The following is a 14,001-nucleotide window of genomic DNA, read 5'->3' as shown; positions in this document are numbered from 1 at the left end:
GCCATGGCTACCTTCGATCCAGGTATTCCCATCACGCTGACGCTGGAAGAGGTGCGGGTGCTCAACGGGCTCAGTCGTGGCGCTGCGATCCCTATCGAGTCTCGCCTGAGCGTGGGTTGCTCCCCGGAGAACGACCTTGTCCTGCTCGACCCGCTGGTGAGCGACCAGGAGGCCGAGCTCGAGTGCCCGCTGATGCCCGGCGGACCGCTGACCGTGCGGTGGCTGAATACGCCGACGCCTGGCGCGGACGCACCGGTGGACGAAGTGCCGGTGATCCGCGAGGCACATATCGAATTGGGCGAAGTCTTTCTCGTGTCCGGCGTCATGCTGCAGTACTGCAACAGCGACGCACCCTGGGACTACGCGCTTCTCCCGAAGGTCGATCCCGCAAGACTCCCCAGACTTGGGCGCAAACGCCGTCAATCACGCCGCGCACCGACCTTGAAGCTCCGTATCTTCCAGGGCGTCATGGGCCTGGGGCTGATTGCGCTCGTCGGCATCGCCGTGCTCATGTTCTTCCAGCAGCAGAACCAGAACAAGGTTCTGGCGCAGGTCGCTCCACCCAAGGTGAGTGGCATGAGCGCAGCGCAGGTGGCGGCTGAAGTGCAATTCGAAATGGAAAGCCGAGGCCTCACGACGCTGCAGGCCACCGTCGATCGCGGCATCGTGCACGTCATCGGCACCGTGCCGGCCAGTCGCCAGGAAGAATTCGAGCGCGTCGTGGAGCGTGCGCGAGCCACCTACCGGAAGACACGTTTTCGTTTCGAGACGACCAACGAGGCAGGTCCGGGTCCCGGGCTCGACATCGTTGCCATCGTGGGCGGCGCAACGCCCAACCTGCTGCTGCGCGACGGTAGCCAACTCTATGTCGGCAGCGCTTTGACGGGTTTCACGTTGTCCGGTGTGGAAGGGAGCTGTGCAATCCTTCTGGCTGCCGACAACGTCAGCAAGACGACGCAGTGTCTGGGTGCCAGCAAGCCACCGGTAGCGCCACCATGACCAATCCCGCCAGACAGGTCGCGACGGTTGCCGCTGCATGGACCGGCGAGCGTTTGCCGGGGCTGCGTGCCAGCGCCGGCCTGAGCATCATCGGCAGCGTCTACGAGGTCGTCGGCACCGACGTGATGGCACGCCTGCCGCTTGGGCGACTGGGCATGCTTTGCGTCATCGAACGGACCGGCATGGCCAGCGAAAGCCTGCTTGCCGAAGTCGTCGGTTTTTCGGCCGATGGCGTGCGGCTCACGGCGATGGGGTCGCTGCAGAACGTCGGGCCGGGTGACCGAGTCCGTGTCGTCGCCACCGAACATTTCGTCGCAGCCGGACCGCATCTTTGCGGCGACGTGCTCGACGCCTACGGCCGTTCGCTGACAGGCAGGGTCGGCGCGTTCGCTCTCGGCGCTCCGTCGGTAGGGTCGCGTCGCGTGCTGCAGGGCATCCACGGCGCGCTCGACCGGAAACCGATTTCCGAGGCTTTCACGACCGGCGTGCGTGCGCTGGACGGCCTGATGACCATCGGGCGAGGCCAGCGCGTCGGTATTTTTGCCGGACCCGGATGTGGCAAGACAACTTTGCTGAGTGCGATTGCCCAAGGCTGTGCCGCCGATTACGTCGTCTTCGGCCTGATCGGCGAACGAGGACGGGAACTGCAGGAGTTCGCGCACGAGATGCAGTCGTCACCGCTCGCCGCGCGCCTGATCATCGTTGCCGCCAGCAGCGATCGGAGTTCGCTCGAGCGGGCGCGCGCCGCTGCAACCGCGACGACGGTGGCCGAAGCGCTGGCAGCTGGCGGCCACAGTGTGCTCCTGCTGATCGATTCGCTGACGCGCTATGCACGTGCGCAGCGGGAAATCGGCATTGCCGCTGGCGAGCCGCCGGGCCGCGGCGGATTTCCTCCGTCGTTCTACACCAGCCTGCCGCGATTGGTAGAACGTGCCGGCAACTTCACCGACGGTTGCATCACGGCAATCTACACCGTGCTCTCCGAGCAGGACCTGGAAGCCGATCCCGTAGCGGACGAGACCCGGTCGCTCCTCGACGGCCACATCGTTCTCTCGCGCAAGCTGGCCGAGGCTGGCCATTACCCGGCCATCGACGTCCTGAGAAGTCTCAGCCGGACCATGGGCAGCGTGGTCGTGTCCGCGCAGTCGGGATCGGCACGCAAGGTGCGCAAGGCGATGGCGCGCCACGAGGCGCTCGATTTCCTGATCAAGGTCGGTGAATACAAGCCGGGTCGCGTCGCCGAAGACGACGCGGCGGTCGAAGCGGAACCGGCGATCAAAGAATTCCTGCAGCAGGATCTCGGCGTTCGTGCCGATTTCGACAGTACCGTGGCACAGCTGCATGGCCTCGTCGCGTAAGCATCACGTCTTCCGGGACGATCGCCCGCCGCCATCGAGGACGGCGGCAGAGCGCCTGCAGGCCAAGCAGGTGCACGCTTTGACGGCGCTGCGCCTTCTGCGGCGCGATCGGGCGTTCGAGGAAGTTGCCGAAGTGCAGCTCCGGCATGCCGCCTGCGAGAAGCGACTGATCGAAGCCGGTCAGGCCATCGTGGCCGCACAGGCCGAACTGCGGGTGCGGCACGGCGAAATCGATGTCATCGTGCGCGCCGGCGCGACCGAATTGCGCGTCATCCATCGAATGAACGATGCGGCCGAACGGGCTCGCTTCGACGTCGAGCGGTTCTACCGCCAGCAGGACCGCCTGGCCATGATGCTGGAGCGAATCGGCCAGGAACTCGAGTCTCAAAAAGCCGCAGCGCACTCCTGCGCGCTCGACTACGAAAGGATTTCGGAATGCAAGACTTCATAGTGAATGCAGCGCTCTGGATCACGCCCGACTTTGCACCGTCGGACCGTCGAACTGTCGACGAGCTGGCTCCGTACGAACTCGACGAAGCATCGCTCGCGCAATTCGAGGCCTTGCTGCCGGCACGACAAGATGACGCGATCGACGCGTCGAGTACCGAGGAAGGGAGTTCCGGCATTGCTGGCGTTGGTGCGAGAGGAAGTGCCGGTGGTGCAGCAGCAAGCGCGTTTTTCGCGGCGACGTCGGCGCCCGACGCCGGCGTGCGTTCCAGAGATGTCCGCCCGCCGGAGCCCGATGCCATCGTCTCGAGCTACACCATCCACCATGCGCGCATTGGCGTGGTGCACGTTCACCAGTCGACAGGCGGGCACGGAGGCGTCGGCGCGCTCACGCTCAGCACCGACGACGACGACCTGCGTGCTCGCCTTCGCGAAGCGATGCCGGCATTGCGGGAAGCCATCGCCGACGGCGACGGGCGTGGCCCTGACCTTTCGGTGGACGCTTGATGCGTGACGGCAGGGCTCCCCATGGCGATGCGTCACGTCACGGTGCGACGCAGAACGCTGCGTGGACACGAACGCATGTCTCGGCCGATGCGGCGCGTCTGTCGCGCACCATCGGGCATGGCCGTCGCATTGCGCTGGAAACGCCGGGGCGCTTGAGTTACATCGAGGTCCTGACACCGGCGATGTTTGCCTCGCACGCGGAATCCGAGAAGGTGGCGGACGCGATGCGTGGAACCGTTCTGGACGGCAGGGAAGGCCAGTTGATCTTGGGGAGCGGCGGTCTCGCGCTGCTCTGCCTGCTTGGCGGCGTTCCGTGGCCTGTCGGTGGCGGTGCGGCCAGAGAGCGATTGCATGCCGCGGCAGCTTTGGCAAGACTTCCATCTCCCCTGGCCGAGCTCGATTTTTCGCTTGCCCGGGTTCAGGCGCCGAGCCTGTCGCCGGTGTATCGAATACTGGCATCGGTCTCGAAGGCCCGGGCTGCGCGTCACGAAGCACTCGTGCGTCAGCGGCTACATGTGCGGAGCGACGATATCTCGTGCTATTGCGAGGCTTGGGCACCCGCACGTGTCTGGGACGCTGCCATGCGACTCGCCGAGCCGCACATCGCTTCCGCTGCTGCGCTGCAGATGTCCGCGATTCCGCTGCGATTCGGTTTTTCGCTGGGCTGCACGCGAGCACCGCGCAGCGAGTTGGCTCTTCTGCAGCCGGGCGACATCGTCCGGATGCCCTTGTGGCTCGATGCCAGCGGTATCGGTCTTGTATCCATCGCCGGTCTGGCGATTGGTGTTCGCTGCACCGGCCCTGAGCGAAATCGGTTGTTTTCGATCACTTCCGTCGAACCTGCTGCATTGGTTGCAGGCATCGATTTCCCTTCGCCCTTCGCCCTCCGGGCGTTCACTGACCCACCGAGACCTGCCGCCATGAATCCACTTTCCTCGTCGACGAACGAAGTCTCCGCTGCGCCACCGGGCGAGGTTGTGGTGCCGGCCGATGCGACGCCACCCGGCCCGCTCGGCAACGACTTGACGGAGCTTCTCGACACGATGCCCGTGACGCTCGCTGCGGAGGTCGGTCTCCTGCGATTGACGGTGGCGACGCTGCGTGGACTGGCGCCGGGAATGCTGCTTGAAATCGAACCGCATGCGCTGGGGGAGGTCGTACTTCGCACGGAAGAGGGGCGGCATCTCGCCGGCGGCCGTCTGGTAGACATCGATGGACAGTTGGGGATCCAGGTCACACAGCTGGGGTCTTTGTGAACCCGACCGCAGTAGGCAGCGATCCCGTCAGCCTGATCCTCCTGGTCACGCTGATGGGATCGCTGCCGCTCATTTGCGTCGCAAGCACATCGTTTCTCAAGTTCTCGCTGGTATTGGTCGTGGTTCGCAACGCCATCGGCGTGCAGCAGGTGCCACCCCAGATCGCCATCTATGGCATGGCCCTGGCGCTCACCGGTTTCGTGATGGCGCCGGTCGGCTACGAAATGGCCGAGCGATACCAGGACCGCGACTTCATCGGCAAGTCCGTCGAAGAAAAGTTCGAAGCGGCGCAGCGCGTCGCGCAGCCGTGGAAAGCCTTCCTGCTGCGCAACACCGAAACCTCGGCGCAAGAAACCTTCGTTGACATCGCAAAGCGCAACTGGCCGCCGGCACTTCAATCCAAGATCACGCCTGAACATCCGGTGATCCTGATCCCTGCGTTCGTCATCTCCGAATTGAAGACGGCTTTCGAGATCAGCTTCCTGATCTATGTGCCGTTCATCATCATCGACGTCGTGGTGTCCAACATCCTGCTGGCGCTGGGAATGCAGATGGTGGCGCCGATGACATTCGCGACACCGCTCAAGCTTCTGCTGTTCGTGGCGGTCGATGGCTGGGCGCATCTTCTCCGTGCGCTGGCAGGCGGCGTGAGCTAGCGGAATGCTCGAAAGCGCACTCCAGTGGCCGGTCGAAGCCACCATCGTCTTCTGCTGTCTCTGGGCGCGCTGCACGGTGATGCTCGGCATTGCGCATGTGTTCGGACTCGTCGGCAATTCGCGCGGTCTGCGGGTGATCGTCGCAACGATTCTTGCCGCATGGCTCTGGCCGGCGGCCTTCCACGCACCCGACCTTGCGCTCGAAGACGCGACACAGTTCAGGATCGCCTTGCTGATGGCCAAGGAGGGCGCGGTCGGACTTTTCCTCGGTATTCTGCTTTCGATCCCGGTGTGGGTCGCCGAGTCGGTCGGCGCCATGTTCGACAACCACCGAGGCGCGATGACGGGGCAGACCTTCAACCCGCTGCTCACGTCGCCGAGCACCATGGCGCTGCTGCTGCAGTACGCTGCCGTGCTGGCACTTTATGGAAGCGGCGCACTGACCTGGGTGTTCGAATTCCTGGTGCTCGTCGCCAGACTGTGGCCGCCGGAGTCGTTGACGCCGAATGCCGGCCTGGCGGACCTCGACATGCTCATCCTTTCATTCAACGCGATGGCAAAAGGCGCCGTGCTGTACTTCGCTCCGCTGATGGCCATCATGCTGATGATCGAAGCCGGAATGTCGCTGATGAGTCTCTACGCACCGCACTTGCAGGCTTTCCAGCTCGCGATGCCTGTGAAGTCGCTGGTCGGCTTAGGTGTTCTGTTGATGCTGGTCGGCACGATCGGCGAATTCTGGATGGCAGAGAGTCTTGGCCATTTTCGCGGCCTGGTCGAGCGCGCGCGGGCTGTTCTCCATGTCAGGTGAAAAGACTTTCGATGCGACCGATCACAAGGTCGAAGAGGCTCGGGAGGACGGCAATGTCGCCATCAGCCAGGATCTGATGAAGTCGGCTGTCTGTCTTGTCGCCTTTGAAGTCTGCCGTGTCATGGCGATGCAATTCGACGGTTTCGTCTTTGCCTATTTCACGGACTTCATTTCGCAATTGGCCAACGTGCAGCAGCATCGAGGTTTTCGCGCCGACAACATCTTCATGTGGATCGGCGCTTCGGTAGCGCTGTCTCTCATGATCGGCTGCGTTTCGGTCCTTGTATTCATCACCATGTCGTGGGTGCAGACCGGCGGGCCGGTGATAAAGAAATCACCTATCGAATTCAAGCTGGACGGCTTTCTTCCAGATAAGTACTTCAAGAAAGTATTTGCATTAAAGACGCTTGTCGACCTTGCGACCAATATCATCAAAGCGTTGGTTATTTCTGCAGTGCTGTGGTTTGCAGTCAAGGAAGTGGTCCGGCAACTGCCGATGGCCGTGCCTTCCGGAATCGAGGAAGTCTCGGCACTTATTGCTAAGGAGGCGCTGGGATCTGTCAGAAAAACCTTGGTTATCTTGTTCGTGATGAGCGTCGGCGATTTCTGGATTCAGCGGAAACTGATGCTCAAAGACCTCAAGATGTCGATGCAGGACATGAAGGACGAGCACAAGCAGATGGAAGGCAGTCCCGAAAGCAAGCAGAACGTGCGCGCGTTTGCGGAAGAACTGATGTCCGGTTCGGACGATGGTGGAGGCGGGTTGGGAGGAGCCAACGTGCTCGTCGTCAATCCGACACACGTCGCGGTGGGACTGCGGTACGTTCACGGCGAACGCCGTTTGCCCAGGATACGAGCGCTGGCCATCGACAAGGAGGCCATGCGGTTCATCGAGATCGCAAAGGACACCGGCATCCCGGTCGTTCGGCACATCTGGCTCGCCCGAACGTTGTATTCAGTCAAAGCAGGAGAGCCTATTCCTCGAGAAGCGTATCGCGCAATTGCAGCGATCTACCGCCTGATCGTCGGTCTGGAGGGAATTACCGCCGGACCCCAGTCGTCGCCGGTACCACCTGAGATGCCAAAGCCGGCACTTTGACGCGATTTCTATCGCGACCTTTGGTCAATTCGATCTTTAAGACCAATCCGAGTACGCCGAGAAAAATGAGGAAACTAGCATGTGGAATCGGCAAACGACAACTTAACCCGAGTTCAAAATGAGCGAAGTCATTAATAACCTGATGGGTGGAAACGTACTTGGTGCGATATCTTCTCTGTTCAAGGAATCGCCACAAGAAAACATTCGCGAGGCGGCTATCGACATTCTCAAGGGAGAAAAAGTCGATAAAAACATGGAAAAGCTCACGACGGAGATGCAGCGTACTGGCGGAGACCGTGAAAAAATCACCGAAGTGAACGAGTTGATGCAGACGATGGCATCAGGCAAGGCCGATCAAACCTCCACGATGGAGCAGATACTCGCAATAGTTGGCCCTAAAGACGCAGAGAAGATGGGCCTGCCGCCCTCGGGCAAGCGCATGAAGTCCGACTCGATTCAATTCTGAAAGTCGAGCCGAGCCGCTATTAAAGAATCTTCTGTTTCATCGCTACAGCCTCATCGCATTCAATGGAAATTCGACCCGCGTCCGCCATTCAGCGCGCGATGCCCACTGCGCCGACCGCATCGGCTAGCACCCAGAACGATGCCGACCAGGTCAAGACCCCGGTCTTCAGACGACCTGATCCCAGCAGACAGACCCGTACGAGGGCCGAAGGCGGCAACCTTCAGGGAATGCTGGCTCAGATTGCGGCGCGCCCGTCTCAATTGCGTCGCGTGGTCAAGTCACTCGGTGACGATAAAACCGATCCGCAAGCATTGTCAGATGAAGCTTCTGCCCATGTAAAAGGCGGCGGGACGCTTTCAGGCTTCGCGGACACGCATGCTCTGGACCCGGCGACGCTGCAGTTGATCGGTAACCGGGCTGCGCTCGATCTTTCCGGAAGCGATCCGGCGTTGGCCCAGGTGCTGCAGCGGGAACTTGAGCATCTACAGGACATTCTGGCAACGGACATCGGCGCCGCGCTCAACACCGCTGCGGCACTTGCGGCTGGCGGGCGTTCGCAGCTGGACAAGGCCTGGTTGCGCAACATGTACATGTCCGTCACTTCGGCCAGCGCACCCGTTCTCGATGCCTATGAATCGCTTCTTCAGCGTTTCGGAACACTTCACTTCGAAGCCGGCGCGATTGCGATGATGCGTGCCCTCGCAGACGACATGAACGCGCCTCGCGCATCGATTCCGCCCGACAAGCTGCAGATTCTGCTGCTCAGCAGCATGGTCACGATCCGGCACATCGTGGCACTCATTCAGACCTGCAATGCATTTCTGCGCCGACCGAAGACCGTCCCTGGACCGGCGGCTGAGGAAACACAAAAGGATTCGGACAAGAACAGCGGCGACCGCGACGAGTCGCGTGGCGAACTGGCGACGGTCCGCATGATCAAACTGCTTCTTCAACTGACGACAAGCAGTGCAGCTGTCAAGCTGGTGCCCGGTTTTCTGGAAGAAGACGTCGTCTCCAAGGCGCATGCCGAGCGAGCCGCACGCGCCCGCAACGAGTTCATCGATGTCATGCGAAATCTGCCGGCGACGCTTTGGAAGGATCCCAAGCTGAAAGACCAGCTCATCGAAATGCTGCGTCGACAGGCCATTCTGGAGCCTGATGCAGGTATGGGGCCAAGAGCCTGACGCCGTGAAAGATCGAATGAAAAAATGGTCTTTCGAGCGGCTCCAGTCTGCAGGCAAGGACGCCACCAAGCGCACGCGCTCGGAGCGCCTTCTCGGAATGCTGCGCGGACGTCCCGATCTGCTTGCAGCAAGCCTCGTCATGCTGGTCGTGATGATGATGATCGTGCCGTTGCCCCAGTCCTTCGTTGACGCTGCAATCGCCTTCAACTTCGCGATCTCGATCCTTCTCGTTGCCATCGTCACGTACGTCCCGAATCCACTTTCTCTGTCGACGTTTCCAACGTTGCTGCTGATCATCACGGCCTTTCGCCTGGCAATCAGCATTTCGACGACGCGCCTTGTCCTGCTCGAAGCCAATGCAGGTCACATCGTCGAAGCTTTCGGCAAGTTCGTTGTCGGCGGCAATGCGGTCGTCGGATTCGTGATGTTCCTGATCCTGACAGTCGTACAGTTCCTGGTTGTCACGAAAGGCGCGGAGCGAATCGCCGAAGTCGCTGCGCGCTTCTCGCTGGACTCGCTGCCGGGCAAGCAGTTGTCGATCGATGGCGACGTCAGGGCAGGTTTTCTGGATGCAGCGGAAGCCCGGAAGCGGCGCAATGAGCTTTCCAGCGAAAGCCAGCTTTTCGGCGCCATGGACGGTGCCATGAAGTTCGTCAAAGGCGACGCTGTAGCCGGGCTGATCATTGTTGCGATCAACATGTTCGGGGGATTTGCCGTCGGCATGCTGCAGCAGGGCATGAGTGCAAGCGTCGCCATCCAGACCTTCACCATCCTCACCGTCGGCGACGGCCTCATCGCCCAGATCCCCGCGTTGCTGATTGCGCTCTCGTGTGGTTTGCTGATCGCCAGGGTGACGCCTGCGATCACCGGTGACGAGGACGAAGGCGCTGGAACCATCGGCGACGAAATGACGCGTCAGTTGCTGGCCGAGCCGAAAGCCTGGTATTTCGCGGCCGTGATCATCGCAGCGATGAGTTTGATTCCTGGCCTGCCGGCCATTCTGTTCCTCACTATTTCCGCCTCGATCGCCGGTATTGCCTTCATGCAGTCGTCGCGGACGCGACGCAAGACGGCAGGCATGGTCACCGACCAGCAACTTTCTAAAGACGGGTTGAAAGACCTGCGTCGAATCACGCCCAACATTCCGCTCGTGTTGCGAGCCGCGATCTGCCATGAGCATGACGCTGCCTTTCTGCCACTGATTGCCACTACCCGCCAGATTCGGAATGCGATCGTTGCCGAATATGGCTTCACGCTGCCGCCTCTGGTCTTTCAGTACAGCGATCTCGTTCCCGCCGATGAACTGCATTTGTGTGTCTACGAAACACCGCAGTTGCGCATCAGCTTCAGACCGGGTCAGATCGCATGGCGCCTCCCGCGCGGTCAGGTGATCGAACTGCCGGCCACGTTGACCGAGAACAGCGCCATCCCTGCTGTGGCACTCAGGGAGGAAGGATGGTTCTGGACGCCCGCAACCAACCGTGAAGCATTGGCGGAAAGAGGATTGGTTAGCTGCGATTTCGACACGTTTTTTGCAGAACGGGTACGCGCCACACTTTTCGAGCATGGCGCTCAATTCCTGGGAATGCAGGAAATGCGCGCCTTCATCGCCTGGCTGGACAGCGAGGCGCCTGAGCTTGCCAAGGAAATCCAGCGTTGCGTGCCTATCGCCAAGTTATGCAGCGTGTTGCAGCAACTTGCACGCGAACGCGTACCGGTCAGGAATTTTCGGCTGATCGGGGAAACGCTGATTTCCTCAGGCCTGCACGACCGGGATCCGGAAGTGATCGTCGATCATTTGCGTCAGGTTTTGCGTGACGAGATCACGATGCAATATGTCGAGGGCGGCATCGTCAAGTTGTGCCTGTTGCATTCGGCCCTGGAGGATGCGTTGCGAGGTAGCCTGCGGCAGTCGATCATGGGAGCGTATATCGAATTGCCGGCCAGCGAACTCGACCAGATCTACAACGCAATCTTGATCCATATTTATCCCAACGATGAGCTCCAGCCGCGTGCCGTCGTCGTTGTTGCGCAGGATATCCGGCGTCCGCTTTGGCAGGGTGCTGCACTGATGAAACGTTTCTTGCCGACGTTGTCGTATCCCGAGTTGAGCCCGAATTACCGAACCGAAGTGATTGCCAGGGTCGATTGGACCACGGAAGAATTCTTCTGAACGCCGCAATTCTCTTCGAGCTGGATTACAGCAGTTGAAAAGAATGTTGCAATTTGAATAGATCCTGATCGCTGCCGACGCTCAGTTTTCGAAATGCGGACTGTTTCTGCGAGCTGATGGTCTTGATGCTGCGGACGAATTTGACGCTGATCTGGCTCACCGACATGCCCTGCAGCAGGCAGCGCAGAACCTCGCGTTCTCTGGCAGAAAGCCGTGCACCTTCGAATGTGAGCATCGAGTCGGGTGGATCGCTTTCTGGAAGGGCATCGATCTCATAGTCGCCAAGCTCGAAATCTTCGAGATCGAGCAGGTGTTCCGGATGTCGCCCACCATAACGCTGATGCCAGGACGCGAAGCCAAGATCGCGAACCGTGTTGATCAATTCGTCCATCGACGCGCTTTTCGACACCACCTTCGACGCGCCGGCGCGATAAATAAATGAGATCGTGGAAGCACTCATGTAGCCGGCGTAGACAAGCAGACTCATTCTCGGAAATGCGCGGCGGATATACCGTATGAGATTCCATCCGTCGTTTTCCATGCCTTCAAGCCGATATTCGACGACGATGACATCGCAGAGAACATGTCGCAGCATCGACGTCAGCTCTTTCGAATCGGACGCAGCGCCGAGCCAGTTGACATCGCATTCGCTGCGAAAGCGGCACTCCAGGCCGAAACGAACTGCCGCGTGACTGTCCAGGACGCATACGTTGATTCGTGCCGGATCGCCCTGCGACAGAGATTCCGAATGCGCGACGTGGATGGCATTGCGTTGAAGGGCTTCGCTCATTCTTTACTTCTCATGCATCAATGCACGACGCGTAGGCTAATGCCTTATAAGAAGTGTGTGTCTGAAGTAATCTTTACTAACTTGGAGTTAATTGAATTTCAATCTTGGACTTTCATCCCGGCCGCCGCGAGGCCGTTTCGCACAGCACCTTCGAGGGTTGCCGGATACGGTCCATCGACATAATCGCCGCACGCCGAAAGTCCAGCAGCAATGTGCATGGAGGGACGAACCAAGCCCGCAGTGCAGGCAAAAGTGGCGCGCTTTTCGACAATGGTCCGCGCGATTGCCAGGTTCGGCTGGTGCAATTCGCTTCGAGCCTGGGTTAACACCTTCTGTTGGATCAAGTCCCGGTCCTGATCGCAAGCGCTGACGACAAGGGCGAGCGAGCCAGTTGCGCCGCAGAGTTGCTCGCGGTCGAATGCGAATTGGGCTGGTGCATCCTGCGATGCGCGCAACGCCAGCATCGGTGCCGCCAGGGCCGTCGCGCCCGATAGGTAGACCGTGGCGATGGATTCGAAACGCAACGCTTCAGCCGCACTCGACCACGCTTCGGCAGCAGACACGGCGCCGCGAGTCGAGATGGCACCGTTCCCGATAGCCCCTCGAACGAGTTTTGCCGCATCGGTTGAACCGACCGCCAGCACGACCCGATCGAATGCGACACCGTCGACTTCCCAACCACCGGCCGAGTCGGCGACCAGTTCGCGAATGCGCTGCCCGGGGTGCAGCCGGGCACTGTTGCTTTCCAGCCAGCGCCAGGCTGCGTCGGGAAACAGTCGACCCAGGTCGACACGTGGAAGCAGCAGATCGGCGCCACCTGCCGCACCGAAGAGCGCGTCGGAAAGCACGCGCAGGAACACCTGTCCGCTCGACTCTTCGACAGGTGTATTCAGTGCGGAAACGCATAGCGGTTCGATCAGCTCGCGCATGACGCGAGGTGGCAGGCCGGCACACAGTTCTCCGACGGTGGCGAGTCGACTGCAGCGAAAACCGGCGATGCGCCATCGCAGGGCGGTGCGCACGAGCGCCCACTTTTCTCCCGCGGACCAGCCGCCTGCAGTTGCGATGCCGCCCAGCAGATGAAGCGGTTCCGGCCAGCGAGGCAGTGCGATGCCGCCGCCGTCCGCAAATCGCAGAGACAAGGGTAGCCGCAGCAGAGCTGCATCGGGATCGACACCGACGCGCCGCATCATTGCCAGTGTTTCGCGGTACGCGCCGATCAGGATGTGCTGGCCGTTGTCGAGCGGCGGTCCGGCATCCTCCAAGTCGATTCGGCGTGCACGGCCACCGAGCGAGCGTGACGCTTCGAATACCGTCACCTCGTGGCCTGCGCTCACAGCCTCGACAGCGCAGGAAAGTCCGGCCCACCCGGCGCCGATGACGGCAAGTTTCATGGCGCCTTCAGCGGCTCAGACCCGGCCGAGCGCCTGCACGCGCCATGCGAGCCAGAACTTGCGGACCGGCGTCAGGCTCACTCGCTGGTTGAGCACCTGGAATCCGTCGCGTTCGATCTCGCGCAGCAAGGTTCGATAGATGCTGGCCATCATCAGTCCCGGCTTCTGGCTGCGACGGTCGACCGCGGGCAGCAGTCCCAGTGCCTCGTCGTACGCCTGGTGCGCGCGCGCGGCCTGGAACTTCATGAGCGCCACGAAGCGCTCGGAGTGAACGCGGTTGAGCACCTCGTGCGCCTTGACGTCGAACTGCTGCAGCTCATTGACCGGCAGGTAGATGCGGCCGCGCAACGCGTCTTCTCCGACGTCGCGCAGGATGTTGGTGAGCTGCAGCGCGAGGCCGAGCTTGTGGGCGTAGGCGGTGGTTTGCGGATCGACCTGCCCGAAGATGCCGGCAGCGACTTCGCCGACGACGCCCGCCACCAGATGGCAGTAACGTTGCAGGCCGGGAAAGTCGAGGTAGCGCGTCTGGTCGAGGTCCATCTGGCAGCCGTCGATGACCTGCTGCAACTGATGCGCCTCGATGCCGTGCTCTCGCGCGAGCGGCATCAGCGCCTGCATCACCGGATGGTGCGGCTGTCCGGCGAAAGACTGCGCGACTTCGGTGCGCCACCAGGCGAGCTTGGTTGCGGCAACGCCCGGATCGCGGACTTCGTCGACCACGTCGTCGACCTCGCGACAGAACGCATAGAAGGCGGTGATTGCTGCGCGGCGCGGCTTCGGGAGAAACAGGAACGCGTAATAGAAGCTGCTGCCGGAAGCAGCCGCTTTTTCCTGCACATACTGCTCGGGATTCATCGGACGGAG

The 14,001-nt window shown here is 61.1% G+C and carries 14 protein-coding genes; 11 read left to right on the top strand and 3 right to left on the bottom strand.

Translation table 11 applies throughout. From position 1 onward, the window contains the following. The first annotated feature begins 3 nt into the window (after window positions 1-3). The 11 genes from ACSFA3_RS04045 to ACSFA3_RS03995 all read left to right on the top strand — a co-directional run bounded on the left by ACSFA3_RS04045 (window position 4) and on the right by ACSFA3_RS03995 (window position 10,953). Window positions 4-999 (top strand): hypothetical protein, encoded by a 996-nt coding sequence (locus ACSFA3_RS04045; protein WP_435504104.1) that lies wholly within the window; start codon window positions 4-6, stop codon window positions 997-999. Continuing rightward, entirely contained in the window at window positions 996-2,357 is a 1,362-nt protein-coding gene (locus tag ACSFA3_RS04040) for a FliI/YscN family ATPase (RefSeq protein ID WP_435504103.1), read from the top strand. Before ACSFA3_RS04045 ends, ACSFA3_RS04040 begins: the two co-directional genes overlap by 4 nt. After that, window positions 2,341-2,808 carry a hypothetical protein gene (locus ACSFA3_RS04035; protein WP_435504102.1) on the top strand — a complete coding sequence of 156 codons (468 nt, stop codon included), beginning with the start codon at window positions 2,341-2,343 and terminating at the stop codon, window positions 2,806-2,808. The genes ACSFA3_RS04040 and ACSFA3_RS04035 overlap by 17 nt, the downstream gene beginning before the upstream one ends. Next, window positions 2,793-3,311: a hypothetical protein gene (locus ACSFA3_RS04030; protein WP_435504101.1), complete on the top strand. Its 519-nt coding sequence runs from the start codon at window positions 2,793-2,795 to the stop codon at window positions 3,309-3,311. The genes ACSFA3_RS04035 and ACSFA3_RS04030 overlap by 16 nt, the downstream gene beginning before the upstream one ends. Continuing rightward, on the top strand, window positions 3,311-4,567 hold the full coding sequence (locus ACSFA3_RS04025; protein WP_435504100.1) for a FliM/FliN family flagellar motor switch protein: 1,257 nt from the start codon (window positions 3,311-3,313) through the stop codon (window positions 4,565-4,567). Before ACSFA3_RS04030 ends, ACSFA3_RS04025 begins: the two co-directional genes overlap by 1 nt. Continuing rightward, window positions 4,564-5,223, top strand: a complete 660-nt coding sequence (gene sctR, locus ACSFA3_RS04020) for a type III secretion system export apparatus subunit SctR (protein ID WP_435504099.1) — start codon at window positions 4,564-4,566, stop codon at window positions 5,221-5,223. Before ACSFA3_RS04025 ends, sctR begins: the two co-directional genes overlap by 4 nt. A 4-nt stretch (window positions 5,224-5,227) precedes the next feature. Next, on the top strand, window positions 5,228-6,031 hold the full coding sequence (locus tag ACSFA3_RS04015) for an EscT/YscT/HrcT family type III secretion system export apparatus protein (RefSeq protein WP_435504098.1): 804 nt from the start codon (window positions 5,228-5,230) through the stop codon (window positions 6,029-6,031). Next, a complete protein-coding gene (locus ACSFA3_RS04010; RefSeq protein WP_435504097.1) occupies window positions 5,976-7,130 on the top strand; it encodes an EscU/YscU/HrcU family type III secretion system export apparatus switch protein in 1,155 nt (384 codons plus the stop codon). Before ACSFA3_RS04015 ends, ACSFA3_RS04010 begins: the two co-directional genes overlap by 56 nt. 118 nt (window positions 7,131-7,248) lie before the next feature. After that, on the top strand, window positions 7,249-7,596 hold the full coding sequence (locus ACSFA3_RS04005) for a hypothetical protein (RefSeq protein WP_435504096.1): 348 nt from the start codon (window positions 7,249-7,251) through the stop codon (window positions 7,594-7,596). A gap of 98 nt (window positions 7,597-7,694) precedes the next feature. Then, window positions 7,695-8,780, top strand: coding sequence for an HrpJ domain-containing protein (locus tag ACSFA3_RS04000; RefSeq protein ID WP_435504095.1), 1,086 nt, complete (start codon window positions 7,695-7,697; stop codon window positions 8,778-8,780). 4 nt (window positions 8,781-8,784) lie between these two features. Then, the gene (locus ACSFA3_RS03995) at window positions 8,785-10,953 is read left to right on the top strand and encodes an FHIPEP family type III secretion protein (protein ID WP_435504094.1); all 2,169 of its coding nucleotides are present in this window, start codon (window positions 8,785-8,787) and stop codon (window positions 10,951-10,953) included. Between the two features lie 25 nt (window positions 10,954-10,978). Here ACSFA3_RS03995 and ACSFA3_RS03990 read toward each other — a convergent pair whose 3' ends face one another. From ACSFA3_RS03990 to hpnD, 3 genes are all read right to left on the bottom strand, one after another. Continuing rightward, window positions 10,979-11,743: a LuxR C-terminal-related transcriptional regulator gene (locus ACSFA3_RS03990; RefSeq protein WP_435504093.1), complete on the bottom strand. Its 765-nt coding sequence runs from the start codon at window positions 11,741-11,743 to the stop codon at window positions 10,979-10,981. Between the two features lie 98 nt (window positions 11,744-11,841). Beyond that, window positions 11,842-13,137 (bottom strand): hydroxysqualene dehydroxylase HpnE, encoded by a 1,296-nt coding sequence (gene hpnE, locus ACSFA3_RS03985; RefSeq protein WP_435504092.1) that lies wholly within the window; start codon window positions 13,135-13,137, stop codon window positions 11,842-11,844. Window positions 13,138-13,152: 15 nt separating this feature from the next. Then, window positions 13,153-13,992, bottom strand: coding sequence for a presqualene diphosphate synthase HpnD (gene hpnD, locus ACSFA3_RS03980; protein WP_435504091.1), 840 nt, complete (start codon window positions 13,990-13,992; stop codon window positions 13,153-13,155). Window positions 13,993-14,001: the final 9 nt, after the last annotated feature.

It is taken from the genome of Variovorax glucosi (genome assembly GCF_051216695.1).
In the GTDB taxonomy this organism is placed as follows: Bacteria; Pseudomonadota; Gammaproteobacteria; order Burkholderiales; family Burkholderiaceae_C; genus Variovorax.
This window is presented reverse-complemented; position numbering and strand designations above follow the sequence as displayed.